Here is a 24,969-nt window from a genome sequence, read left to right as displayed (position 1 = left end):
TAAATCATTATGTTATGAAAAACACTATTTATTTTATCGCTTTATTTTTACTTTTTTCGATGAATAGCTTTGCTCATTTTTTATGGATTGAAACTAATTCTAATGGGAAAATCAATCAGAAACAAGAGGTTAAAGTATTCTTTGGAGAATACAGTTATGGCGCAATTGACAAAGTAGGTGAAGAAGGATTTGAAAAAGTTAAAAACTTCACGCTTTGGGCAATCAGTCCGAATGGTGACAAAATCAAATTAGCTATTACTCCAGAAGCCACATTTTACAAAACAACATTTACACCTAAAGTTAACGGCACGTATACAATTGTTCTGAATAACAATGAAATTGATGTGATTGATTACACGCAATATGATTTCGGAATTTTCAAAACACATTATCACGCCACAGCCAAAGTTGAAGTTGGAGCAGCTTACAACGAAACGGCTTCAATTAATCCAGAAGGAATTTCAATTGTTGACCTTTCAAAGAAAAATTGGAAGATTAATGCTGAGGTTGTATTGAAAGTGCTTTACAAAAACAAACCATTAAAGGATAATGAAGTAGTTGTTTTTCTTAAAAATCAGTTCAATCAAAAGCTAAAAACTGATGAAAATGGGTTGGTAAAATTTACTTTACCATTTGTAACAAAATATATTGTAGAAGCAACAACTAAAGAAGAAGTTCCCGGAACCTACAACGGAAAAGAGTATCAATTTATTTTTCATAGTGCTACATATCCAATTATTCTTGAGTAGATAAATCACTTGTAACGTTATGGATTTTAGAAAGAAAATGCGTTTTTTACACAAATGGCTCGGATTAATTTCTGGGCTAATTGTATTTATTATAAGTAGTACAGGTTGTATTTTTTGTTTTCATGACGAAATAAAGGATTTTACCCGAAAGGAATGGCGTTTTGTTACTCAAGAAAACAAACCTTTCCTATTGCCTTCGGTTTTGCAAGAAAAAGCAAAGAAAATTATACCTAACAGCAAATCAGGAATGGTCGCTTATCATGGTAAAAATCGATCGGCCGTTGTTTACACTTTTAATAAAGAAGGAAATTTTTATGTTTACTTCAATCCATATAACGGAAAACACCTTCAAACGGAAAATCCAGCAGAAGACTTTTTCATAATTGTAGAATACATTCACTTGTATTTACTGCTTCCAGATTATATCGGTAAGCACATTATTGGTGGTGCTACAATAGTATTTGTACTATTATTAATTAGCGGAATTATACAATGGTGGCCAAAAAAGAAAAAAGATTTAAAAAACAAACTTAAAATAAAGTGGTCTGCAAAATGGAGAAGAGTCAATTATGATTGGCATAGCGTTACCGGAATATACGTGGCATTTGCTGGTATTATTTTGGCAATAACAGGATTAGTTTTTACCTACGATTGGGTAGGCGATGGCATTTATTATACTGCAAATCTAGGTGGAAATCGTGAAGTTGAACAAAGAAAGCCTGTTGTTGATACTACTTACAATAAATCTGAAACTACTATAGCTATCGATAAGGCGATGAAAACTACTTTTTTGAATAATCCCGAATCAGAAATGTATTTTATAACTACTCCAGAAGATAAAAAAGAACCAATAACAACTGGTGCATATCCCTATTCGTTACGATATGATCATCAGGACAATTTTTATTTTCATCCAATTACTGGAGCACTTTTGAAAGAGCAATCGTTTGAGTCAAAATCGTTAGGATTAAAAATCGTTGAAATGGATTACGGTATTCATACAGGTCAAATTTTGAATTTACCCGGAAAAATTCTTGCTTTTTGCGCTAGTTTAATAGCTGCAGCATTACCTGTTACGGGTTTTGTTATTTGGTATGGAAGAAGAAAAAAGAGTAAAGTTGCTAAATAAAAAAAGGTTCATCGTGAAATGAACCTTTTTAAATCAAGTAAAAAATAAATTAATTTTTATCAGCTATAGCGCTACTATTCCAAGTTTTTACAGAGGCAATAGCACTGTTGGAATAATCAACTTCTGATAATGAATTATCGTTCCAAAAAAACCATTTTCCAGTTTTTTCACCATTACTGTATTCTGCAATAGCTTTTTTATTTCCGTTGGTATCATAAGAAACCCATTTTCCTTCTAATTTTCCATCTTTAAAGAAACCTTCTTGTTGTACTTTACCATTTTCATAGTAGTAAGTAGCTTTTACCATTCCGTTTACTTCTTCTAATTCAGGAGATTTATTTTGTGCAAATGTTAAGCAAGATACTAACAACGCTGCCATCATAACAATTTTTTTCATAGTTGTAGGTTTTAAATATTAATAATTACATAACAAATGTAATAATTAATTTACAATACGCAAACTTTTACTTAACAATTTGGTAACATTGGATGAAAATTTAACATTAAAGCATAAAAAAACCAGTTTCTACACCTGTAGAAACTGGTTTATGTAAGTTGAATTGTATGATCTTTAATTCAATAATTTGTCTAAAGTCGCAACTAGATTAGCATCAGAAGGTCTTTCTGCATTGGCATTCACAACTTTTCCTTCTGGATCAAGAAGTATAAATCTCGGGATAGAATTGATACCAAATGAAGTGATAAATTCACTCATCCAATTTTTATCAGCAAATAATTGAATTCCTCCAAGTTGTTTATCGGTTACGAATTTTTTCCATTTTTCATGATCTTTATCTACATCAACAGAAATACTTACAAATTCAATTTTCTTTCCGTGGTATCTTTCTTCTACTTTTTTCAAAAACGGAATTTCGGCACGACATGGTCCGCACCAAGTAGCCCAAACATCAATGTACACATACTTTCCACGCAAATCTTCTAATTTTGTTTTTCCACCAGCATGATTTTCATATTCAAAACCTTTAGAAGCTTTTCCTGTAATACCTTTGGTTACTTGTGCGTTTTTATAGGCAACTTGCAATCCAAAAAAGTCTTGTGTCATGTTTTTCTTAATTTGAGTTTTAAAAGTTTCATCAAAGTTGCCTTTTTCTAACTTTTCAAACTCACTTTTTTTCATTGCTTCAAATGCTGCATAAAAATCTTCTTTAGATTTTTCAAAATTTGCAGCTTCAAAAGTTTCCAAACCTATTGTGTTTTGCGCAAGCAAATTATTTTCCGCTTCACCTTTACCTTTAAAAACAATCGATTCGTCAAACATTTTTGCGTCCATCGTCATTTTTAAATCAAAACCATCTTTTAGGTATAATTGTGCATATTCTACACCATCAAACATTTGGTAAAAACCGTCTTTAACTTCAAAAGAATCTTTAAAAATACCTTTTTTATCAGCATTTATAACTTTTACATCTTTACCTTGATTGTCTTTTATATATATGACATCACCATTTTTATTAGTAATTTCCGCTTGAAAACTTACTTTACCTTGAGCAAAAACTACGGTTGAAGTTAATGTCAAAGCCAAAAAGAAGAACAATTTTTTCATAAAATCTAAATTTGAGTTTTAGTTAATTCAAATATACTTGTTTTATTTTATGCTATTTCATTATTAACAAAAAATTTGATGATAAATTTCGCATTAAGTTTTTTACTTTTGCACTCAAGACCGTCGGTCGAATTGTTATGTAATAAATAAACTATTTTACAATGTACAGAAGTCATTCTTGTGGCGAATTAAACGCTACACATATTAATACTGAGGTAACTCTTGCCGGTTGGGTTCAGAAAAGTCGTGATAAAGGATTTATGAATTGGGTAGATTTACGCGATCGTTATGGAATTACACAATTAATATTTGACGAAAGTCGTACAGATAAAACGGTTTTTGAATTGGCTAAAACTCTTGGTAGAGAATATGTGATTCAAATAACGGGTACTGTAATTGAACGAGAATCGAAAAACAAAAATATCCCAACAGGTGAAATTGAAATTTTGGTTTCTCAAATGACTATTTTAAATTCTTCAATAACGCCACCTTTTACGATTGAAGACGATACCGATGGCGGTGAAGATATCCGAATGAAATACCGCTATTTAGATATCAGAAGAAATCCGGTTAAAAACTCATTGCTTTTTCGTCATAAAGTGGCGATGGAAGTGCGTAAATATTTATCTGATTTAGATTTTTGCGAAGTGGAAACACCTTATTTAATCAAGTCAACTCCAGAAGGAGCAAGAGATTTTGTGGTTCCAAGTCGAATGAATGCGGGACAATTTTATGCTTTGCCACAATCACCTCAAACTTTTAAGCAGTTGCTTATGGTTGGTGGAATGGATAAGTATTTTCAAATTGTAAAATGTTTCCGTGATGAAGATTTACGTGCCGACAGACAGCCCGAATTTACACAGATAGATTGCGAAATGGCATTTGTAGAACAGGAAGATATTTTGAATGTATTTGAGGGTTTAACTCGTCATTTACTGAAAGAAATTAAAGGAATTGATGTGTCTGAATTCCCAAGAATCACTTATGATTATGCGATGAAAACGTATGGAAACGACAAACCAGACATTCGTTTTGATATGAAATTTGGTGAGTTGAATGCGGTAGCTCAACACAAGGATTTTCCAGTTTTTAACGCTGCAGAATTGGTTGTAGGAATTGCCGCTTCGGGTTGTGCCAATTATACAAGAAAAGAAATAGATGCTTTAATTGATTGGGTAAAACGTCCTCAGGTTGGTGCCAGTGGAATGGTTTATGTGAAATACGAATTGGACGGAAGTCTAAAATCATCGGTAGATAAATTCTACGATCAGGAAGATTTAAAAAAGTGGGCTGAAATTACTAATGCCAAACCGGGTGATTTGATTTTGGTTTTGTCTGGAAATGCAGATAAGACTAGAACACAACTTTCGGCTTTACGTATGGAAGTGGCAACACGATTAGGATTAAGAAAGCCAGAAGAATTCGCGCCATTATGGGTTGTAGATTTTCCTTTATTGGAATGGGATGAAGAAAGCGGTCGTTACCACGCAATGCACCATCCATTTACTTCGCCAAAACCAGAAGACATGGCTTTGATTGAAACCGAACCAGGAAAAGTTCGCGCCAATGCTTATGATATGGTGTTGAATGGAAATGAAATTGGTGGTGGATCGATCAGAATTCACGATAAAGATTTGCAAAGCAGAATGTTCTCATTATTAGGATTTTCTCCAGAACAAGCTCAGGATCAGTTTGGATTTTTAATGAATGCGTTTCAATTTGGAGCGCCACCACACGGAGGTTTAGCTTTCGGATTAGATCGCTTGGTTGCAATTCTTGGAGGTCAAGAAACGATTCGTGACTTTATCGCGTTTCCAAAAAACAATTCGGGTCGCGATGTCATGATTGATGCGCCATCTACAATTGATGATGCGCAATTAAATGAATTGTTTATAAAATTGGATTTGAAATAATTTTGAGTGCAAATTAATGTCGAAAATACTGAAAATCAATAATTTTCAATAATTTATTAACAAAAATAATTTTCGTATCGTATTAAAGTTTACATTTGCCATTATTAATAATTTTTATATTACACACAATGCGCACAGGAACAGTTAAATTTTTCAATGAATCAAAAGGTTACGGATTCATTACAGACGATGAAAATGGAAAAGACATTTTCGTTCACGCTACAGGTTTAAGAGCTGAATCACTTAACGAAGGTGATAAAGTTTCTTACGAAGAAGAAGAAGGAAGAAAAGGTAAAGTAGCTGCTCAGGTAGTAGTTATCGAAGACTAATATATATTATTTTTTGATTACCTCAATGGTGTAAACGTCTCGATTTATCGAGACGTTTTTTTTATATCTTTAAATTAATTATTTAGAACAGGTTTAAATAAGTCTTTTTTTCTAAGAAATGCCAAACGTTTAACGCTTGTTTATTGTGAATTAAATAATGCAATGTATATTTGTAATTATTTTAGTTTAAATTAAAATTTCATCAAATGCAATCTACTCAAATGGATTATTTCCCGATATTAATGCAAGCATTACTTGCTGTCGGGTTTGTAGTTGGAACCATCTTTATATCAGGAAAATTAGGGCCTAAAAGAAAATCTCTAAACAAAGACAAGAACTTTGAGTGCGGTATCGAGTCGCAAGGAAATGCGCGTATACCATTTTCGGTTAAATATTTTCTTGTAGCCATACTTTTTGTATTGTTCGATGTTGAGGTGATTTTTTTATATCCTTGGGCAATCAATTTCAAAGAATTGGGAATAGATGGAATGATAAAAATGGTTATTTTCATGATGTTACTTCTTGTTGGTTTCTTTTATATCATTAAGAAGAAAGCATTGGAGTGGGAATAAATAATTAAAAATTAAAAATTGCGATTTAAAAATATTCGTAATTCTTAATTAATAATTTTTAATTAAAAAAAAATGAGCGATTCAAAAATAAATATGGTTGATCCGCCGGAAGGCGTTACAGGCGAAGGGTTTTTCGCAACCAAACTTAACGATGTTGTAGGTATGGCAAGAGCCAATTCGCTTTGGCCTTTACCATTTGCAACTTCTTGCTGTGGAATAGAATTTATGGCAACAATGGCATCACATTATGATTTAGCTCGTTTTGGATCAGAAAGAGTAAGTTTTTCTCCAAGACAAGCCGATATGTTGATGGTAATGGGAACAATATCAAAAAAAATGGCCCCAATTTTACGTCAGGTTTATGAGCAAATGTCAGAACCACGTTGGGTAATTGCAGTTGGAGCTTGCGCTTCTTCGGGTGGAATTTTTGATACGTATTCTGTTTTGCAAGGAATTGATAAAGTAATTCCTGTAGATGTTTACGTTCCAGGATGTCCGCCAAGACCAGAGCAAATTGTTGATGGTGTCATGCAACTTCAAGAATTGGTAAGAACCGAATCTGTACGAAGAAGAAGTTCACCAGAATATAAAGAATTATTAGCTTCTTACAACCTATAATATGGCATTAGAAACTGTAAATATACAAGAGAGATTAACACAAGAGTTTGGTAGCAAAGTACTTGATTTTGGAATGCAAAGAGATGTTTTTACATTCGAAACAACGCCAGATTCAGCTCGTGAAGTGATTCTATTTCTTAAAAACAATTCAGATTTAAATTTTCATTTCCTAACCGATTTATGCGGAATTCATTATCCTGATAACGATGATAATCATCAGTTCGCTGTGGTGTATCATTTACACAATTGGATAGAAAATGTGAGAATTAGAATTAAATCATATTTGCCTGAAAATCCTGAAATTAGAACAATTTCTGATATTTTTCCTTCTTCCAACTGGATGGAAAGAGAAACATGGGATTTTTATGGAATCAATTTTATAGGTCATCCACAATTGAAACGAATTTTAAACATGGATGAAATGATTTCGTTTCCAATGAGAAAAGAGTTTCCTATGGAAGATAGTGGAAGAACCGACAAAGATGATAGATTCTTCGGACGAACAACAATTAATGAATAAATCCCTTTTTCTGAAATTCAGACAAAGAAAAAAATAAATATAATTTTTCACATTCAATAAATGTCAGAACTATTATTAGCACCAGAAGATCGATACGCAAAAATAATCGAACAGCAACTAAATGAAGACGGAAGTGAACTTTCGATCTTGAATTTAGGACCAACGCATCCAGCAACACACGGAATATTTCAGAATATTCTATTGATGGATGGAGAACGAATTATTGAAGCCGAACCAACAATTGGCTACATTCACCGCGCTTTCGAAAAAATTGCAGAAAATCGTCCGTTTTACCAAATCACACCTTTAACTGATAGAATGAATTATTGTTCATCACCTATCAATAATATGGGTTGGTGGATGACATTGGAAAAGTTACTCAATATTGAAGTTCCTAAACGTGCTCAATATTTACGTGTTATCGTAATGGAATTGTCAAGAATTACCGATCATATTATTTGTAATTCGATTCTTGGAGTTGATACTGGAGCGTATACAGGTTTCCTTTATGTATTTCAATTTAGAGAAAAAATTTACGAGATTTACGAAGAAATTTGTGGAGCCCGTTTAACAACCAATATGGGAAGAATTGGTGGTTTCGAAAGAGATTGGTCACCAGAAGCCTTCAGAAAATTGGACGTTTTCTTAGAAGAATTTCCAGTAGCTTGGAAAGAATTTGAAAACCTTTTCGAAAGAAACAGAATTTTTATTGATAGAACTGTAAATGTTGGCGCAATCACTGCCGAAAAAGCAATGGCTTACGGATTTACAGGTCCAAATCTTCGTGCTGCAGGTGTAGATTATGATGTTCGTGTAGCGCAACCTTATTCTTCTTATGAAGATTTTGATTTTCAAGTTCCAGTTGGAAAATCTGGAGATACTTACGATAGATTCTGCGTTCGTAATGCCGAAGTTTGGGAAAGTTTAAGCATTATCCGTCAGGCATTAGATAAAATGCCAGCAGGAAATGAATACCATGCCGAAGTTCCAGATTATTATCTGCCTCCAAAAGAAGACGTGTACAATAATATGGAATCTTTAATTTACCATTTCAAAATCGTAATGGGAGAAGTTCCTGTTCCAGTTGCCGAAATTTACCATGCAGTAGAAGGAGGAAACGGAGAATTAGGATTTTACCTTGTAACCGATGGAAGCAGAACGCCCTATAGATTGCATTTTAGAAGACCATGTTTCATCTATTATCAAGCCTATCCAGAAATGATTAAAGGTGCATTATTATCAGATGCCATTGTAATATTATCAAGTTTGAATGTAATTGCTGGAGAATTAGACGCATAATTAATTACGAATTAATAATTACGAATTAAAAAATTCTTAATTATCAATTTTTAATTTTTAATTGAATTAGAAATGGAAAGATCACATATAAAACAAGAGATAAACATAACTGAATCGTTGATGAACCGCATCAATGAATTGATTAGTCATTATCCTGAAGGCAAACAAAAATCGGCCTTATTACCAGTTTTACACGAAGTTCAAGATGCTCACGACAATTGGTTGAGTATCGAATTGCAAAATAAAGTTGCTGAAATTTTACAAATTCAAAATATTGAAGTGTACGAAGTAGTAACTTTTTACACCATGTTCAACCAACGACCAATCGGAAAGTATATGTTCGAATTCTGTCAAACTTCTCCTTGTTGTCAAAATGGAGTAGAAGATTTGATGGATTACACTTGCTCTAAATTGGGTGTAAAAGTTGGCGAACCAACAACAGACATGCTATTCGAAGTTCGTGGCGTAGAATGCCTTGGTGCTTGTGGATATGCTCCAATGATGCAATTGGGTGATTTCTATCAAGAGCATTTGACAAAAGAAAAAATCGATCAGTTGGTGTCTGATTGCAAAGAAGGAAAAATCACTTTACACGATAAATAGTATCATGGGAAGAAAAATATTATTAGACAAAATTAACGTTCCGGGAATTAAAACTTATGAAGTGTATCGTCGTGAAGGCGGATATGCATCGGTAGAAAAAGCCCTGAAGAAAATGACACCTGATGAAGTAGTTGAAGAAGTAAAAACTTCTGGACTTCGTGGTCGTGGTGGTGCAGGATTTCCAGCTGGAATGAAATGGAGTTTTATCGATAAAAAATCGGGAAATCCAAGACATTTAGTTTGTAATGCTGACGAATCTGAACCTGGAACTTTCAAAGACCGTTATCTAATGGAATATATTCCTCATCTTTTGATTGAAGGAATGATTACATCAAGTTACGCTTTGGGCGCAAACCTTTCGTACATCTACATTCGGGGAGAATACATGTGGGTTTACAAAATTTTAGAAAGAGCCATCGCCGAAGCAAAAGGTGCCGGATTTTTGGGTAAAAATATATTAGGTTCAGGCTACGATTTAGAACTTTTTGTTCAAATTGGTGGCGGAGCTTATATCTGCGGAGAAGAAACTGCATTGATTGAATCATTAGAGGGAAAACGTGGAAATCCTAGATTGAAACCACCATTTCCTGCTGTGAAAGGTCTTTGGCAAAATCCAACCGTGGTAAATAACGTAGAAACAATTGCTGCCGTGCCTTGGATTGTAAACAATTCTGGTGCAGATTATGCAGGAATCGGAATTGGTCGTTCTACTGGAACCAAACTAATTTCGGCATCTGGAAACATCAAAAATCAAGGTGTTTACGAAATTGAATTGGGAGTTTCGGTTTACGAATTCATGAATTCTGATGAATATTGTGGCGGAATGCAAACCGATAGACCATTAAAAGCATTAGTTCCTGGAGGAAGTTCGGTGCCAATTTTACCAGCCAATTTAATTTACAAAACTGCCGCTGGTGAAGATAGATTGATGACCTACGAAAGTTTATCAGATGGTGGATTCGCAACTGGTTCGATGTTAGGTTCAGGCGGATTTATTGTTTATGATGACAGAGCTTGTATCGTAAGAAATACTTGGAATTTTTCAAGATTTTACCACCATGAATCGTGCGGACAATGCACACCATGCCGCGAAGGAACAGGTTGGTTAGAAAAAGTATTACACCGAATTGAAAACGGTCACGGACGCGAAGAAGACATCGAGTTATTATGGAGTATTCAATCTAAAATTGAAGGAAATACAATTTGTCCACTAGGTGACGCGGCTTCATGGCCAGTTGCTGCAGCGATTCGTCACTTTAAAGATGAATTTGAATACCACATTCGTTTCCCAGAAAAAGTAAGAAATAGAGATCACTTTGTTGCTGAACCATTTGAAAAAGTGAAACATTTAGTAGCAAAACAAGAAGTATAAGTCATAAAGTATAAAAGTCATAAAGTCATAAAGTCAACGAATGTAAATTCTTTCGACTTTTGACTTTCGACATTAAGACCAAAATAATGAAAGTAACCATAGACGGTCAAGAAATAGAAGTAGAAGCTGGAACAACAATCCTGCAAGCTGCTCGTATGATTGGTGGAGAATCAGTTCCGCCAGCCATGTGTTATTATTCCAAACTACAAGGAACAGGCGGAAAATGCCGTTGCTGTTTAGTTGACGTTACAAAAGGTAGCGAAGCCGATCCAAGACCAATGCCAAAATTAGTAGCATCATGTGTTACTGGTTGTCAAGATGGAATGGAAATAGCAAGCAAATCTTCTGAAAGAGTAACAGAAGCTAGAAAGGCAGTAACCGAATTCCTTTTGATAAATCACCCATTAGATTGTCCGGTTTGTGATCAAGCTGGAGAATGTGATTTGCAAAATTTATCATTCGAACACGGAAAATCCGAAACGCGTTTCATTGAAGAAAAAAGAACGTTTGAACCAGAAGATATTGGTCCGCACATTCAATTGCACATGAACCGTTGCATTGTTTGCCAACGTTGTGTAGAAGTTGCAGATCAACTTACAGATGGTCGTGTGCACGGAGTTTTAAATCGTGGTGATCATTCACAAATTTCTACATGTGTTTCGGCTGCAATTGATAATGAATTTTCTGGAAACATGATTGATGTTTGTCCAGTTGGAGCATTAACTGATAAAACCTTTAGATTCAAATCTAGAGTTTGGTTTAATAAACCATTCAACGCCCACAGAGAATGTACCACACCAGGATGTTGTGGAAAAACAACTGTATGGATGTTTGGAAACGAAATTCAAAGAGTTACTGCAAGAAAAGACGAATACCACGAAGTAGAAGAATTTATCTGTAATACGTGTCGTTTTGACAAGAAAGATGTTGCTGACTGGATTATTGAAGGACCAAGAAGGTTTGAAAAAGATTCGGTTATCAATCAGAATAACTATACTAGAAAATTAGAGAAAGTTGAAATTGATACTGAAAAAGGAATTCTTCAAGGTAGAGATCGAGATAGAAAAAAAATCAGTATGGCCGAAATTGATTACAACGAAAAAATTGACGGGACTAATATAGAAAGCAAATAATGGATAGTGCATTTATCATAGAAAAAAGCGTTGTAATTGTTGCAGTATTTGCTTTGACAATGTTAATGGCAATGTATTCTACTTGGGCAGAACGTAAAGTAGCTGCATTTCTACAAGATAGAGTTGGTCCAAATCGTGCTGGTTGGGGTGGATTATTACAACCACTTGCTGACGGTATGAAACTTTTCTCAAAAGAAGAGTTTGAACCAAATACGCCAAATAAATTTTTATTTAAGTTAGGTCCAGCAATTGCAATGAGTACTGCTTTAATGACCAGTGCCGTTTTGCCTTGGGGTGATAAAATTCATGTTTTTGGACGAGATGTTATTCTGCAGGCTACCGATATTGATGTTTCTTTATTGTACATCTTTGGAGTAGTTTCTGTTGGAGTTTACGGAATTATGATTGGTGGTTGGGCTTCTAATAATAAGTTTTCATTAATGGGTGCAGTTCGTGCTGCTTCACAAATGGTTTCGTATGAAGTTGCCATGGGATTGTCAATGATTGCTTTGTTGATGATGACTGAAACGCTAAGTTTAAAAGAAATTTCGGTGCAACAAGCCGGAATGAATTGGAATGTTTTTTATCAGCCATTATCGTTTTTGATATTTTTAATTTGTGCATTCGCTGAAACCAACAGAACTCCGTTTGACTTAGCAGAATGCGAAAGTGAACTTATTGGTGGTTATCATACTGAATATTCATCAATGAAAATGGGCTTCTATTTATTTGCAGAATATGCTAATATGTTTATCTCGTCAGCAATTTTAGCAGTTTTATTTTTTGGTGGTTACAATTATCCAGGAATGAGTTGGGCTGTTGAAAACTGGGGATTAAATATTGCAAATAGTTTAGGATTCTTGGCATTATTTATTAAAATTTGCGGTTTCATATTTTTCTATATGTGGGTTCGTTGGACGATTCCGAGATTTAGATACGATCAATTGATGCATTTGGGATGGAAAATTTTAATTCCGCTTTCAATCGTTAATATTATCATTACCGGAATCGTATTGTTGAGAAGTGAAATTGCAGTGTTTCTAGGATTATAAATCATAGGAGAAAATTAATAAGCTAGAATTTAAAATTTAAAAATAAAGAATACAAGTAGGTTTAGCCCTGATAGAAGTGAAATCCTTTTTATTTTTTCTTTAAAAATAAAAAGATTGGAACGGATAGCAGGATTGGCTTCAAAAAAACATCGAAAATGAACATAGAAACATTATCATTATCGGGTAGAAAAAAACAGGTTTCCAATAAAGAAATGACTTTTTGGGAAAGATTATACCTTGTTGCTATCGTGAAAGGATTATTGATTACCATAAAACACTTTTTTAGAAAAAAGGCTACAATTCAATATCCTGAACAGGTTAGAGAATTTAGTCCAGTGTATCGTGGTCAACACATGTTGAAGCGTGATGAGCAAGGTAGAGAAAACTGTACTGCTTGTGGATTGTGCGCGCTTTCTTGCCCAGCTGAAGCTATTACTATGAAGGCTGCTGAAAGAAAACCGAATGAAAAACACTTGTATCGTGAAGAAAAATATGCTGAGATATATGAAATAAATATGTTGCGTTGTATTTTTTGTGGTTTGTGTGAAGAGGCTTGCCCGAAAGATGCTATTTATTTAACTACTTCTAAAAAATTGGTTCCTTCTAATTATGAAAGAGAAGATTTTATTTTTGGAAAAGATAAATTGGTAATGCCATTAGATGTGGCGATGCAAAACGCTCAACTTAAAAACGCTAACTAAATGTCACCACTACTTATTTTATTTTACATTTTATCAGCAATAACTTTAGCTACGGCTTTTTTAACTATTTTTAGTAGAAATCCTATTCATTCTGCCATTTACCTGGTTATTTGTTTTTTCTCTATTGCTGGACATTATTTGTTATTTAACGCTCAATTTCTAGCTGTGGTTCATATTATAGTATATTCTGGTGCCATTATGGTTTTGTTTTTATTTACCATTATGCTTATGAATTTGAATAAAGAAAATGAAGTTCATAAACCAAGAATTACGAGGCTTGGCGCTGTGGTAGTAATATGTTTAATGTGTATCATATTTATTGCCATATTTACCAATTCTAAAACAATTGTAGCTTATGATCCTGATGTGAAAGATTTTCAATCGATAAAAACATTGGGTAAAGTATTACTGAATGAGTTTATGGTGCCGTTTGAATTTGCATCTGTATTGTTATTGGTGGCTATGATTGGTGCCGTTTTATTGTCTAAAAAAGAAAAAGTACAAAAATAATATGAACAATATTTTAACCGAAATAGGAATAGAAAATTACCTTTTTTTATCTGCAATATTATTTAGTATTGGGGTATTTGGGGTTTTGTACCGACGTAATGCTATCATTGTATTTATGTCTATTGAAATTATGTTGAATGCGGTAAACTTATTGTTTGTTGCCTTTTCTTCTTATCATAACGATGCACAAGGTCAAGTATTTGTGTTTTTCTCAATGGCTGTTGCTGCAGCAGAAGTTGCAGTAGGATTGGCTATTTTGGTTTCTATTTTTAGAAATCTTGGTTCGATTGATATTGCTAATTTAAAAAACTTAAAAGGATAATCCCGAATGGAGAAGAATTTAGTTTTATTATTGTTGTTAACCCCATTCGTTGGGTTTTTATTTAATGTTTTCTTTGGTAAAAAAGTTGGAAAGACAATTTCTGGCGCAATTGGAACTGGTGTTGTACTCGTTTCATTTGTTGCAAGTATTTTCTTTTTCTTGCAAATAAATCAAACTAAACAACCTATCGTGGTTTCACTCTTTGATTGGATAAGAGTAAGTAATTTTAAATTAGACTTTGGATTTTTACTAGATCAATTATCTATTTTGTGGTTATTGTTCGTAACTGGTATTGGTTCATTGATACACTTATATTCTATCAGCTACATGCATGATGATGAAAATATGCATAAATTTTTTGCTTATTTGAATTTGTTTATTTTCTTCATGATTACGCTTGTAATTGGAAGCAATCTCTTAATAATGTTTATCGGTTGGGAAGGCGTTGGTCTTTGTTCTTATTTACTTATTGGATTTTGGCACAAAAATCAATCGTATAATGATGCGGCGAAAAAGGCTTTTATCATGAATAGAATAGGAGATTTGGGTTACCTAATTGGAATCTTTATTATTGGAGGTCTTTTTTCAACATTAGATTTTGTTGAAATAAAGGAGGCAATACTTTCTGGTTCACAAAATGGTAACACGTACTGGCTTGGTGCAGCAACTTTATGCTTGTTTATTGGTGCTTCTGGTAAGTCGGCACAAATACCATTATATACTTGGCTTCCTGATGCAATGGCTGGTCCAACTCCTGTTTCGGCATTAATTCACGCTGCAACAATGGTAACAGCAGGAATCTTTATGATTACACGAATGAACTTTTTGTTCGATTTAACTCCGCAAATACTTAATATTATTGCTATAATTGGAGCTGTTACTGCTTTAGTTGCCGCAGCAATCGGATTAGTTCAGAACGATATAAAGAAAGTTTTAGCATACTCAACAGTTTCACAATTGGGATTGATGTTTTTGGCAATTGGTCTTGGAGCATATAATATTGCAGTATTTCATGTAATTACACATGCTTTTTTCAAAGCTTGCCTTTTCTTAGGTTCAGGATCGGTTATTCATGCAATGCATGGAGAGCAAGATATGAGAAAGATGGGAAGTTTGAAAAAATTTATGCCAATTACTTTTGCAACCATGCTAATTTCAACTTTAGCAATATCTGGAATTCCACCTTTTTCGGGGTTTTTCTCTAAAGATGAAATCTTGATGACGGCATATCACGAAAACATACCACTGTGGATTATTGCTTCGTTAGCATCTATAATGACCGCTTTTTATATGTTTAGATTGATGTACTTAACATTTTTTAAAAATTTTAGAGGTACAGAAGAACAAAAACATCACCTTCATGAAAGTCCAGCGTTAATGACTTTTCCTTTAATAGTTTTAGGTGTTTTAGCATTAGTTGGTGGTGTAATTAGTTTGCCAGGAAGCAGTTGGTTGAATCATTATTTAGCGCCTGTTTTTACCAAAGTTTCTCATGAAGAGCACGTTTTTGGAATAACAGAATATTCATTAATGGCTGTTGCAGTTGTTGGTGGTTTTATCGGGATTATTTTAGCTTATGTAAAATATATAAAACAAGGTTTTGTTCCTGCCGAAGATTCGCAAATTAATGGCTTTGCCAAAGTTTTATACAATAAATTTTATGTAGATGAATTTTATACATTTATTATTGTTAAGCCATTGAATGCATTATCTAATTTCTTTAGAACTACTTTGGAGCCAGCTGCATCTAATTTAGTTTTTGGTTTTGGAAAAGTCGCCAATGGTTTGGGAGTGCAAGGAAAAAAATTACAAAACGGAAGTATTGGTTCTTACCTTTTCGCATTTGTACTTGGCGTTTGTGCCTTATTAATTTATTTATTTATAGCTCAATAATTTTACGTAATGGATGTAACTACTATATTAATATTGCTTTTAGTTGGCTCAATTGCTACCTATTTTTCTGGAGATAAATTGGCTTCAAAAGTAGCTTTGTTGTTCAGTACTGCCTCGTTTGGGATATCAATGTATCTTTTATCGGCTTTAAAGAACGGAGAAAGTATTAGTATTCTTAAAAATTGGATTGATATTCCTAAAGTATGTTTGGCTTTTCAAGGTGATGGACTTTCAATGGCTATGGTAGTATTAACTACGGCTTTGACACCGCTTATCATCTTTTCTTCTTTTGGAAATAGCTTTTCGAATAGTAAAAGTTTTTATGCTCTAATTTTATTTATGTCATTTGCAATGGTAGGTACTTTTCTTGCGGCAGATGGTTTATTATATTATATTTTTTGGGAACTAGCATTAATTCCAATTTATTTTATTGCGTTGGTTTGGGGTAATGGTGATGCTGATGAGCGACGTAAAGCCGTTGTGAAATTCTTCATTTATACCTTGGCTGGCTCTTTATTTATGCTAATTGCATTTGCCTATTTATATCAAAAAGCAGGATCATTCTTAATTGGAGATTTGTATAATTTACGATTATCAAGTACGGAACAGTTTTGGATATTTTTAGCATTCTTTGCTGCTTATGCTATTAAGATTCCGTTAATTCCTTTCCATACTTGGCAAGCAAAGGTCTACCAAAAAGCACCAACAGCCGGAACAATGTTGCTTTCTGGAATCATGCTAAAAATGGGTTTATATAGTGTTATTAGATGGCAATTGCCAATAGCACCATTGGCTGCAAAGCAGTATATGTTTGTGTTTATTGGTCTTGGAGTTGCTGGTGTAATTTATGGTTCAATTCTAGCACTACGCCAAAAAGATTTAAAAAAGCTGTTGGCCTATTCTTCGTTAGCACACGTAGGATTGATTGCTGCAGGATGTTATACACTAACAATTGATGGTTTGAGTGGAGCAGTATCTCAAATGATTGCGCACGGTTTTGTAATTGTCGGTTTGTTTTTCGCAGCTGAAATTATCTTTAGAAGATTTGAAACTAGAAAAATATCTGAATTGGGTGGCATTCGATCACAAGCACCAAAATTTACATCGATGTTCATGATTTTAGTATTAGCATCGGTTGCTTTACCAGGAACCTTTAACTTTGTTGGAGAGTTTACTGTTTTATACAGCTTGGCTAAAACAAGTATTTGGTTTGTCGTTTTAGGTGGTACAACAATTATTCTAGGAGCATATTATATGTTAAAAATGTTTCAAAATGTAATGTTAGGGGAAACTAATGTTAAAGTATTTTCTGAAATTACGTTTAGTGAAGGAATAGTTCTGGTTTTAATAATTGGCTTTTTATTGTTTTTTGGATTGTATCCTAAGCCAATCGTTGACCTAGTTACACCAAGTTTGAAAGATATTTTATTAGTTATCAATAGAGGATAGTTTTAGTTCCTTAAAAAAATAAAAAATGAACACATTAATAGCAATTGTAGGTTTAGGTATATTTTCACTTATAGCGGAGATATTTAATTTTAGAAAAGCCATTGTTCCTATAACCGTTATAGGTCTTTTGGCAATACTAGGCCTTACAATATCAGAATTCAATACACCAGGAAATTATTACAATAACATGATTGTTGTGGATAAATTTTCTGTTGCATTTTCTAGCCTTTTTATCATATTAACTCTTTTTTTAGTTGTTTTAAGTCATGATGTTTATAAAAACCATGAAACTAAAATTTCTGACTTTATTGCAATTAAAGTTTTTCTTTTAGCTGGTGCTGTGGCAATGGTTTCTTTTGGTAATTTATCAATGTTCTTTTTGGGTATTGAAGTCTTATCAATTTCGTTATATGTTTTAGCGGCAAGCAATCGTTTGAGCATAAAAAGTAACGAAGCCGGAATGAAATACTTTTTAATGGGTTCTTTTGCTTCAGGAATATTATTATTCGGAATTTGTTTAGTTTATGGAGCAATTGGTAGTTTTGATATTGTAGAAATTAAAGAATTATCGCAAGGGCTAGGTTTGCCAATTTGGTATTGGATTGGTATTGCAATGTTGCTTATCGGAATGCTTTTCAAAATTGCTGCTGCGCCTTTTCATTTTTGGGCACCAGATGTGTACGAAGGTTCTCCTGCTATAACTACAGCCACCATGAGTACCTTGGCAAAAGTTGTTGCAATGGCTACATTATACAAACTGTTGAGTTCTTTAAACACAGGATTGTCCTATAAATTTGAGATTATAATAGTGATTGTTTCAATATTGTCAATGACTATTGGAAATATCATGGCTTTACGTCAGAACAATGTAAAACGAATGTTAGCTTTCTCAGGTATTTCTCATGCAGGATTTATGTTGATGGCATTACTAAGTTTGTCAACTGCTGCTAATACATTGTTATATTATACTGCCGCTTATGCTCTTGCCGGTATCGCTTCGTTTGCAGTTATTATTTTTGTGACAAAAGATAAAGAAAATGAAGATATTGTAAACTTTAATGGACTAGGAAAAAACAATCCAATTTTGGCAGCTGTCTTAACAGCATCATTACTATCAATGGCAGGAATTCCGATTTTTTCAGGATTTTTTGCTAAGTTCATGTTGTTTACACAAACTATTCAGTCAGGATATTTAATAGTGGTGATTGCAGGTGTTATCAATTCAATTATCAGCGTTGGATACTATTTCAAGTTAATATTAGCAATGTATACTAAAGAACCAGAAAATGAAAAACAAGCAACACCTTTTGTGTATTATGTAGTTGCTGTGCTAGCAATCGTTCTGAATCTTGCTATTGGTATTTACCCATCTTTAGTTACCAATTTATTAAAATAAAATTTACTTCTTTAAAATAATAGTTAAACCATCAAGCAAGTTTTGATGGTTTTTTTATTTATTAATAATTCTCAATGTGGACTTTTGCAAACTAATCTTGTAAAACATTTTATAGTATTTTTATATAAATCATGTACTAGTACGCCTTAGGTTTTCAACTAATTTTTTGAAAGTATTTTCCAACTCCGGCAAAGTCGAAAGTAGTTAGCAATAATGTCATAAATTATTAGTAAGTAATAATGATTCTTCTATTGCGTTTAAACTCGATCTTTTGGCTTTCTAGAAACAGTATATACTTCAAGGTTCATTGATCAAAAATCATTTTGCTCTATTTTATGTCATTGTAAATTGCTTTTCAAGTACAAACACTAGTACTGATGGTAAAATATTTTTTTATAGAGAGAAATTGGGCAACGGCAAACATTGCAACAGTCTTATGTTTTCTAATTTTAAATATGCTTTTAGACGAAGATTACGGTCTTTGTTTAACCCCAGAAAGTAAGGTATTTCAACCTTTAAACAAAAAATAAGAAAATGAGTTTTCGGTGCGTGAAATCTTAATTATGTTATAAAAAGTTTATAAAAAAACCGCCAATCTTTCGAAAGGCGGTTTTATTTTATTTTTTGATTTCGTCTCCTTGATTGTCAAAAAAGCGATAATCTAAATACGTGTAAGCGTCACGAGGTATAATTTTCACCCATTTTTTATGTTCAAAAAACCATTTTGAACGTAATGATGGAAAACCTTTTTTAAGGTATGCGGCCACAAATGGATGTACATTAAGTACAATTTTCTTGTGGTCTTTGGATAATCTTTCAAGATCAGAAGCAATTTTATCAATAATAAGAATTGGTGCTTCAATTTCACCATTTACATTATTAGGATCTTCTTCTCTTGTTTTTATGTTGACTTCTGGTCGAACACGTTGCCTAGTAATTTGAACTAATCCAAACTTACTTGGCGGTAATATTTTGTGTTTTGCTTTATCATCGCTCATTTCTTCACGAAGAAAATTGAACAATACTTGTCGGTTATCTGGATTTTGCATATCGATAAAATCGACTACAATAATTCCACCCATGTCGCGAAGTCTTAATTGGCGTGCAATTTCTGCAGCGGCAATCATGTTCACTTCAAGGGCAGTATCTTCCTGATTGTTGGCTTTGTTAGAACGGTTTCCACTATTTACGTCGATAACGTGAAGAGCTTCTGTGTGTTCGATGATCAAATAAGCGCCTTTGCTCATTGATACTGTTTTCCCAAACGATGTTTTTATTTGTCTTTCGATGTTGTATTTTTCAAAAATTGGCGTGTCTCTCGACTGATAAAACTTAACGATGTTTTGTTTTGAAGGTGCTATTTCTTTTAAATAATCCTTCGTTTCGTTGAATAACTCTTCTTCATCCACTTGAATACCAGTAAAGGTATCGTTAAAAACGTCTCTTAATATTGACGATACTTTACTAAGTTCGCCCAATACTTTAGAAGGATGATGAGCAGTTACTAATTTTTTACACATTGCTAACCATCTGTTATTGAGGTTTTGCAAGTCTTTTTCTAGTTCGGCTACGTTTTTGCCTTCGGCTACTGTTCTTACAATAACACCAAAACCTTTGGGTTTGATTGCTTGTACCAATTTTTTCAATCGGTCTTTTTCTGACTTTTCTTCTATTTTTTGAGAAACAGAAACTCGGTCGGAAAAGGGTACTAAAACTAAAAATCTACCGGCAAATGAAAGCTCAGAGCTTATTCTTGGTCCTTTGGTAGAAATTGGTTCCTTTACTACTTGCACTAAAATTGACTGGTTGGCACTCAGAATATCTGATATAGCACCATCTTTATCAATTTCTTTTTCAAACTGAAAGTTTTTTAGGGAGAAATCTTTTATTTTACCTGCGCTTACAAGTTTAATGAATTTCAAATAGGAAGATAAATTGGGACCCAAATCATGATAATGTAAAAAAGCGTCTTTTTCAAAACCTACATTTACAAAAGCTGCATTTAAGCCAGCAACTGGTTTTCTTATCTTGGCAATAAAAATATCACCAACAAGAAAGCTGCTCTTTTTTTCTTCTTCTTTGTGTAATTCAATTAGTTTTCCATCTTTTAATAAGGCAAAATCTACAGCATTGTCGCTAGATCTGATAATCAGTTCTTTATTCACGTTGTAAATTTTTATCTGTTTTTTGAGAAGGTAGAAAAAAAGAGAAAAGAAGAAAGATAGGATATCTAAAATCTAATATCTAAAGTCTACAATCTTTTTACAGATGGATTAAACAATAATTTTTTACAGGATTTACCCGAGGAAATCAGATGGTAGAATTCAGTTGGCAAGAAGCAGAAAAATCTGCAATCTTAAATCTGAAATCTGCAATCTTTTTTCATTTTCAATGAACGTTTAAAAAAGAAAAAAGTAGTTTAAAACTACTTTTTCTTCTTGTGACGGTTAGCTCTCGCTCTTTTCTTACGTTTGTGAGTAGCTACCTTATGTCTTTTTCTTTTTTTACCACTTGGCATAATGTTCTGTTTTGTGTGATTAATAAATATGTTTTAAACTGCGATTTCAGTTTTAGTTTTTACTCCTTCAACGAATACTTTAGCTGGTTTAAATGCTGGAATGTTGTGAGCAGGAATTTTTATTGTAGTATTTTTTGAAATGTTTCTTCCAGTTTTTTCAGCTCTTGTCTTGATTATAAAACTTCCAAAACCTCTTAAGTAAACGTTATCACCAGTTTCTAATGAATTTTTAACCTCTTCCATAAATGTTTCAACTGTAGATTGAACATCTCCTTTTTCAAGACCTAATTTTTCTGAAATTTTAGCTACGATATCTGCTTTCGTCATTTTCTTTCGTATTTAAATATTATGTGTATTTTTTTGAGTGTGCAAATATATGAATTAAAAAAACAATATTTCAAGGATAATTGATTAAAATTTAATCAGATAAACTTTTACTTTTGTTGCACAATATATTTTATGGAATTTTCTAACTCATTATTGCAATGGTATTTACAAAATAAACGCGATTTACCTTGGCGAAATACCACCAATCCGTACCCAATTTGGCTTTCTGAAATTATGCTGCAACAAACAAGAGTTGCTCAAGGATTGCCTTATTTTTTGTCTTTTATGAAGCATTTTCCAACAGTTTTTGATCTGGCAAATGCCGACGAGCAAACTGTTTTAAAACTTTGGCAAGGACTGGGTTATTATTCTCGAGCTAGAAATATGCATAAAACCGCACAATATATAGCAACCAATCTTGAAGGAAAGTTTCCTGATAATTATACTGATTTACTTAAATTAACTGGTGTTGGTCAATATACGGCATCGGCAATAGCATCTTTTGCTTTCAATGAAGTAGTTCCTGTGGTAGACGGAAATGTTTTTAGGGTTTTGTCACGCTATTTTGATGTAGAAACCGACATTGCATCTGCCGGTGCCAAAAAAGAGTTTACCGCTTTGGCAAACGAGCTCATCCCGAAAGATAATCCGGCCTTGTTCAATCAAGCGATAATGGAATTTGGTGCTTTGCAATGCGTGCCAAAAAATCCCAATTGTGCCGGTTGTATTTTTAACGAAAGTTGCGCTGCATTGCAAAAGAAAAAAGTTGCCAACCTTCCTGTAAAGCTTAAGAAAATCAAAGTTACCAATCGCTATTTTAATTATGTTGTGTTTTCGGATTCAGATACTAAAACACTACTTACCAAACGCAGCGAGAAAGGAATTTGGCAAAATTTATATGAATTCCCTGTAATAGAATCTGATTATGAATTAGATTTTACTACAATTTCTGAAACCATACGAGCTACTTTTGTAGATAAAAGGATTGTGTCTATTAGCCAGTATAACGATGTCCAAACAATTCATAAGCTTTCGCATCAAAAGCTTCATATCTTTTTTTATAAGGTCGAAATTGATGAAAAACTCTCAGATTCAATAGATGTTGATGCACTTGTTAATTATCCTTTTCCAATAGTTATTCATAATTTTATTGAAAAGTATTTGATTTGATTTTTTATTTGTAATTTTGAAAATAAACAAATTGCTATAATTATGGCTGGTACATTAAATAAAGTTATGCTTATTGGTCATCTTGGTGACGACGTAAAAATGCACTATTTTGAAGGCGGAAACTGCATTGGTAGATTTCCTTTGGCAACAAATGAAGTTTATATAAATAAACAAACCAACGAAAAAATTACTTCAACCGAATGGCATAATCTTGTGGTGCGCAACAAAGCCGCCGAAATATGTGAGAAGTATTTAACCAAAGGTGATAAAATTTATGTAGAAGGTAGAATAAAATCACGCCAATGGCAAGCTGAAGACGGTTCGACAAAGTATACGACCGAAATTCAAGTAACAGAATTTACTTTTCTTACGGTGAAAAAAGATACAGAGGGAAACAAGTCATTGCCTTTAACGGAACCTAAAAGTAATAATTTTGATGTTTCAAATCCTCCGATAAACGACTTACCAGAAGGGCTTAATAACTAATGTTTAACTAAAACTTTCAACTTGGATCCTGAACCCAGTTTAACATTATTTTCTTCACTTGACACCAATTTAGTTTTTGGAATAATTGGTATTGTAGTGTTGCTGTTGTGTTGCGCTATGATAGCGGCGTCTGAAGTAGCATTATTTTCGTTGTCACAAAAAAACCTTTTAGATTTGGCTTCATTATCGCCAGAAAAGTCTAAAATTATCAACAGATTATTAGAAAAACCCAAGAAATTGTTAGCTACGATATTGGTTGCCAACAATTTTCTTCACATAGCAATTGTAATTTTATTTTCGTTCTCGTTAGACGAAGTTTTTTCTACCATTTCATCCTCCATACTAAAATTTGCAGTAGAAGTAATTTTAGTAACATTTTTAATATTACTTTTTGGTGAGGTACTACCTAAAATATATGCGAGTAGAAATAATATAAAATTTGCGTGCTTTATCGCGCAGCCATTATCAATTTTAAATAAACTTTTATCGCCAATTAGTATTCCAATGCGAAGTCTCACGCTTTTTTTGCAAGACAAATTGGGCAAACAAAAAAGTAACTTTTCGGTTGATCAATTATCGCAAGCACTAGAACTAACTTCAACCGATGATACTTCTACCGAAGAGCAAAAAATTCTAGAAGGCATTGTGACTTTTGGAAATACGGACACCAAGCAAGTTATGAGTCCTAGAATCGATATTTTTGGTTTGGATATTGAAGAAACATTTGCAGAAATCTACCCGAAAATTTTGGAGAAAGAATTTTCTAGAATTCCGGTTTACCAAGACAATATAGACAATATAAAAGGCGTTTTGTTTATCAAAGATTTGATTCCGCACATAAATAAAAAAGAATTCAATTGGCAAGAATTGTTGCGAGAACCATTTTTTGTACCAGAAAATAAAAAATTGGATAATTTGCTTAAAGATTTTCAAAGTATGAAAAGCCATTTGGCAATTGTAGTTGATGAATATGGTGGTACGTCTGGTTTGGTTTCTTTAGAAGATATAATCGAAGAAATTGTGGGTGATATTAGTGACGAATTTGACGATGAAAACATTAATTATTCCAAAATAGATGAAAATAATTTCTTGTTTGAAGGAAAAATAAATTTAAAAGATTTTTACAGAATCATTGATGTAGATCAAGAATTATTTGAAATAAGAAAAGGTGAAGCCGAAACATTAGCTGGATTCATACTCGAAATATTAGGAAATTTTCCTAAAAAAGGACAAAAAATTCAGTTTGAAAATTGCCTTTTTACCATTGAAGTTGTTGATAAAAAAAGAATTAAACAAATAAAAGTTACTCTTAATGCCTAAAAAAAAATACTACATATCCGTTCT

25 protein-coding genes are annotated in these 24,969 nt (G+C 33.1%); 21 read left to right on the top strand and 4 right to left on the bottom strand.

The genetic code is table 11. The features are described from left to right. The first annotated feature begins 14 nt into the window (after positions 1-14). Positions 15-749, top strand: coding sequence for a DUF4198 domain-containing protein (locus ACZ098_RS05520; RefSeq protein ID WP_487310744.1), 735 nt, complete (start codon positions 15-17; stop codon positions 747-749). Between the two features lie 19 nt (positions 750-768). Further along, positions 769-1,878 (top strand): PepSY-associated TM helix domain-containing protein, encoded by a 1,110-nt coding sequence (locus ACZ098_RS05515; RefSeq protein ID WP_487310743.1) that lies wholly within the window; start codon positions 769-771, stop codon positions 1,876-1,878. 49 nt (positions 1,879-1,927) lie between these two features. Here ACZ098_RS05515 and ACZ098_RS05510 read toward each other — a convergent pair whose 3' ends face one another. After that, the gene (locus ACZ098_RS05510; RefSeq protein WP_487310742.1) at positions 1,928-2,275 is read right to left on the bottom strand and encodes a toxin-antitoxin system YwqK family antitoxin; all 348 of its coding nucleotides are present in this window, start codon (positions 2,273-2,275) and stop codon (positions 1,928-1,930) included. Positions 2,276-2,449: 174 nt separating this feature from the next. After that, complete coding sequence (locus ACZ098_RS05505) at positions 2,450-3,442, bottom strand: TlpA family protein disulfide reductase (protein WP_487310741.1); 993 nt, start codon at positions 3,440-3,442, stop codon at positions 2,450-2,452. Between the two features lie 161 nt (positions 3,443-3,603). Here ACZ098_RS05505 and aspS point away from each other — a divergent pair, with 161 nt between their 5' ends. From aspS to ACZ098_RS05425, 16 genes are all read left to right on the top strand, one after another. Further along, a complete protein-coding gene (gene aspS, locus ACZ098_RS05500; RefSeq protein ID WP_487310740.1) occupies positions 3,604-5,355 on the top strand; it encodes an aspartate--tRNA ligase in 1,752 nt (583 codons plus the stop codon). Between the two features lie 128 nt (positions 5,356-5,483). Further along, positions 5,484-5,684 carry a cold-shock protein gene (locus ACZ098_RS05495; RefSeq protein ID WP_487310739.1) on the top strand — a complete coding sequence of 67 codons (201 nt, stop codon included), beginning with the start codon at positions 5,484-5,486 and terminating at the stop codon, positions 5,682-5,684. A 206-nt stretch (positions 5,685-5,890) separates the two neighbouring features. Next, a complete protein-coding gene (locus ACZ098_RS05490) occupies positions 5,891-6,256 on the top strand; it encodes an NADH-quinone oxidoreductase subunit A (protein WP_487310738.1) in 366 nt (121 codons plus the stop codon). A gap of 72 nt (positions 6,257-6,328) precedes the next feature. Beyond that, on the top strand, positions 6,329-6,874 hold the full coding sequence (locus ACZ098_RS05485) for an NADH-quinone oxidoreductase subunit B (RefSeq protein WP_487310737.1): 546 nt from the start codon (positions 6,329-6,331) through the stop codon (positions 6,872-6,874). Between the two features lies 1 nt (position 6,875). Continuing rightward, positions 6,876-7,394, top strand: coding sequence for an NADH-quinone oxidoreductase subunit C (locus ACZ098_RS05480; RefSeq protein ID WP_487310736.1), 519 nt, complete (start codon positions 6,876-6,878; stop codon positions 7,392-7,394). 60 nt (positions 7,395-7,454) lie between these two features. Then, positions 7,455-8,693 carry an NADH-quinone oxidoreductase subunit D gene (locus ACZ098_RS05475; RefSeq protein WP_487310735.1) on the top strand — a complete coding sequence of 413 codons (1,239 nt, stop codon included), beginning with the start codon at positions 7,455-7,457 and terminating at the stop codon, positions 8,691-8,693. Between the two features lie 72 nt (positions 8,694-8,765). Further along, positions 8,766-9,296, top strand: coding sequence for a complex I 24 kDa subunit family protein (locus ACZ098_RS05470; RefSeq protein ID WP_487310734.1), 531 nt, complete (start codon positions 8,766-8,768; stop codon positions 9,294-9,296). A gap of 4 nt (positions 9,297-9,300) precedes the next feature. Then, positions 9,301-10,668: an NADH-quinone oxidoreductase subunit NuoF gene (nuoF, locus tag ACZ098_RS05465; protein WP_487310733.1), complete on the top strand. Its 1,368-nt coding sequence runs from the start codon at positions 9,301-9,303 to the stop codon at positions 10,666-10,668. 86 nt (positions 10,669-10,754) lie between these two features. After that, entirely contained in the window at positions 10,755-11,801 is a 1,047-nt protein-coding gene (locus ACZ098_RS05460; protein ID WP_487310732.1) for an NADH-quinone oxidoreductase subunit G, read from the top strand. Then, entirely contained in the window at positions 11,801-12,853 is a 1,053-nt protein-coding gene (gene nuoH, locus ACZ098_RS05455; protein ID WP_487310731.1) for an NADH-quinone oxidoreductase subunit NuoH, read from the top strand. Before ACZ098_RS05460 ends, nuoH begins: the two co-directional genes overlap by 1 nt. 155 nt (positions 12,854-13,008) lie before the next feature. After that, on the top strand, positions 13,009-13,554 hold the full coding sequence (locus tag ACZ098_RS05450) for a NuoI/complex I 23 kDa subunit family protein (protein ID WP_487310730.1): 546 nt from the start codon (positions 13,009-13,011) through the stop codon (positions 13,552-13,554). Then, complete coding sequence (locus tag ACZ098_RS05445) at positions 13,555-14,064, top strand: NADH-quinone oxidoreductase subunit J family protein (RefSeq protein WP_487310729.1); 510 nt, start codon at positions 13,555-13,557, stop codon at positions 14,062-14,064. A 1-nt stretch (position 14,065) separates the two neighbouring features. Next, the gene (gene nuoK, locus ACZ098_RS05440) at positions 14,066-14,386 is read left to right on the top strand and encodes an NADH-quinone oxidoreductase subunit NuoK (RefSeq protein ID WP_487310728.1); all 321 of its coding nucleotides are present in this window, start codon (positions 14,066-14,068) and stop codon (positions 14,384-14,386) included. 6 nt (positions 14,387-14,392) lie between these two features. Continuing rightward, complete coding sequence (gene nuoL, locus ACZ098_RS05435; RefSeq protein WP_487310727.1) at positions 14,393-16,279, top strand: NADH-quinone oxidoreductase subunit L; 1,887 nt, start codon at positions 14,393-14,395, stop codon at positions 16,277-16,279. Positions 16,280-16,288: 9 nt separating this feature from the next. Next, a complete protein-coding gene (locus ACZ098_RS05430; protein WP_487310726.1) occupies positions 16,289-17,728 on the top strand; it encodes a complex I subunit 4 family protein in 1,440 nt (479 codons plus the stop codon). A 25-nt stretch (positions 17,729-17,753) separates the two neighbouring features. Continuing rightward, entirely contained in the window at positions 17,754-19,124 is a 1,371-nt protein-coding gene (locus tag ACZ098_RS05425) for an NADH-quinone oxidoreductase subunit N (RefSeq protein WP_487310725.1), read from the top strand. A gap of 617 nt (positions 19,125-19,741) precedes the next feature. On the opposite strand, the gene ACZ098_RS05420 is transcribed toward ACZ098_RS05425, so the two are convergent. Both ACZ098_RS05420 and ACZ098_RS05415 read right to left on the bottom strand, forming a co-directional pair. Beyond that, a complete protein-coding gene (locus ACZ098_RS05420) occupies positions 19,742-21,289 on the bottom strand; it encodes an Rne/Rng family ribonuclease (RefSeq protein ID WP_487310724.1) in 1,548 nt (515 codons plus the stop codon). 386 nt (positions 21,290-21,675) lie between these two features. Beyond that, positions 21,676-21,969, bottom strand: coding sequence for an HU family DNA-binding protein (locus ACZ098_RS05415; RefSeq protein WP_487310723.1), 294 nt, complete (start codon positions 21,967-21,969; stop codon positions 21,676-21,678). A gap of 132 nt (positions 21,970-22,101) precedes the next feature. On the opposite strand from ACZ098_RS05415, the gene mutY reads away from it, so the two are divergent. The 3 genes from mutY to ACZ098_RS05400 are packed head-to-tail and all read left to right on the top strand — an operon-like array spanning position 22,102 to position 24,945. After that, positions 22,102-23,139, top strand: coding sequence for an A/G-specific adenine glycosylase (gene mutY, locus ACZ098_RS05410; protein WP_487310722.1), 1,038 nt, complete (start codon positions 22,102-22,104; stop codon positions 23,137-23,139). Between the two features lie 42 nt (positions 23,140-23,181). Then, a complete protein-coding gene (locus ACZ098_RS05405) occupies positions 23,182-23,625 on the top strand; it encodes a single-stranded DNA-binding protein (RefSeq protein WP_487310721.1) in 444 nt (147 codons plus the stop codon). Between the two features lie 21 nt (positions 23,626-23,646). Then, a complete protein-coding gene (locus tag ACZ098_RS05400; protein WP_487310720.1) occupies positions 23,647-24,945 on the top strand; it encodes a gliding motility-associated protein GldE in 1,299 nt (432 codons plus the stop codon). The last annotated feature ends 24 nt before the right edge of the window (positions 24,946-24,969 follow it).

Source organism: Flavobacterium sp. SP2 (genome assembly GCF_057626655.1).
The sequence above is the reverse complement of the archived record's forward strand: the minus strand, read 5'-3'. Positions and strand labels throughout refer to the sequence as shown.

What these genes read in the sequence shown, in the direction of transcription:
- ACZ098_RS05520 (WP_487310744.1), top strand. Translation starts at nt 15, where the DNA reads ATGAAAAACACTATTTATTTTATCGCTTTATTTTTACTTTTTTCGATG.
- ACZ098_RS05515 (WP_487310743.1), top strand. Translation starts at nt 769, where the DNA reads ATGGATTTTAGAAAGAAAATGCGTTTTTTACACAAATGGCTCGGATTA.
- ACZ098_RS05510 (WP_487310742.1), bottom strand. Translation starts at nt 2,275, where the DNA reads ATGAAAAAAATTGTTATGATGGCAGCGTTGTTAGTATCTTGCTTAACA.
- ACZ098_RS05505 (WP_487310741.1), bottom strand. Translation starts at nt 3,442, where the DNA reads ATGAAAAAATTGTTCTTCTTTTTGGCTTTGACATTAACTTCAACCGTA.
- aspS (WP_487310740.1), top strand. Translation starts at nt 3,604, where the DNA reads ATGTACAGAAGTCATTCTTGTGGCGAATTAAACGCTACACATATTAAT.
- ACZ098_RS05495 (WP_487310739.1), top strand. Translation starts at nt 5,484, where the DNA reads ATGCGCACAGGAACAGTTAAATTTTTCAATGAATCAAAAGGTTACGGA.
- ACZ098_RS05490 (WP_487310738.1), top strand. Translation starts at nt 5,891, where the DNA reads ATGCAATCTACTCAAATGGATTATTTCCCGATATTAATGCAAGCATTA.
- ACZ098_RS05485 (WP_487310737.1), top strand. Translation starts at nt 6,329, where the DNA reads ATGAGCGATTCAAAAATAAATATGGTTGATCCGCCGGAAGGCGTTACA.
- ACZ098_RS05480 (WP_487310736.1), top strand. Translation starts at nt 6,876, where the DNA reads ATGGCATTAGAAACTGTAAATATACAAGAGAGATTAACACAAGAGTTT.
- ACZ098_RS05475 (WP_487310735.1), top strand. Translation starts at nt 7,455, where the DNA reads ATGTCAGAACTATTATTAGCACCAGAAGATCGATACGCAAAAATAATC.
- ACZ098_RS05470 (WP_487310734.1), top strand. Translation starts at nt 8,766, where the DNA reads ATGGAAAGATCACATATAAAACAAGAGATAAACATAACTGAATCGTTG.
- nuoF (WP_487310733.1), top strand. Translation starts at nt 9,301, where the DNA reads ATGGGAAGAAAAATATTATTAGACAAAATTAACGTTCCGGGAATTAAA.
- ACZ098_RS05460 (WP_487310732.1), top strand. Translation starts at nt 10,755, where the DNA reads ATGAAAGTAACCATAGACGGTCAAGAAATAGAAGTAGAAGCTGGAACA.
- nuoH (WP_487310731.1), top strand. Translation starts at nt 11,801, where the DNA reads ATGGATAGTGCATTTATCATAGAAAAAAGCGTTGTAATTGTTGCAGTA.
- ACZ098_RS05450 (WP_487310730.1), top strand. Translation starts at nt 13,009, where the DNA reads ATGAACATAGAAACATTATCATTATCGGGTAGAAAAAAACAGGTTTCC.
- ACZ098_RS05445 (WP_487310729.1), top strand. Translation starts at nt 13,555, where the DNA reads ATGTCACCACTACTTATTTTATTTTACATTTTATCAGCAATAACTTTA.
- nuoK (WP_487310728.1), top strand. Translation starts at nt 14,066, where the DNA reads ATGAACAATATTTTAACCGAAATAGGAATAGAAAATTACCTTTTTTTA.
- nuoL (WP_487310727.1), top strand. Translation starts at nt 14,393, where the DNA reads ATGGAGAAGAATTTAGTTTTATTATTGTTGTTAACCCCATTCGTTGGG.
- ACZ098_RS05430 (WP_487310726.1), top strand. Translation starts at nt 16,289, where the DNA reads ATGGATGTAACTACTATATTAATATTGCTTTTAGTTGGCTCAATTGCT.
- ACZ098_RS05425 (WP_487310725.1), top strand. Translation starts at nt 17,754, where the DNA reads ATGAACACATTAATAGCAATTGTAGGTTTAGGTATATTTTCACTTATA.
- ACZ098_RS05415 (WP_487310723.1), bottom strand. Translation starts at nt 21,969, where the DNA reads ATGACGAAAGCAGATATCGTAGCTAAAATTTCAGAAAAATTAGGTCTT.
- mutY (WP_487310722.1), top strand. Translation starts at nt 22,102, where the DNA reads ATGGAATTTTCTAACTCATTATTGCAATGGTATTTACAAAATAAACGC.
- ACZ098_RS05405 (WP_487310721.1), top strand. Translation starts at nt 23,182, where the DNA reads ATGGCTGGTACATTAAATAAAGTTATGCTTATTGGTCATCTTGGTGAC.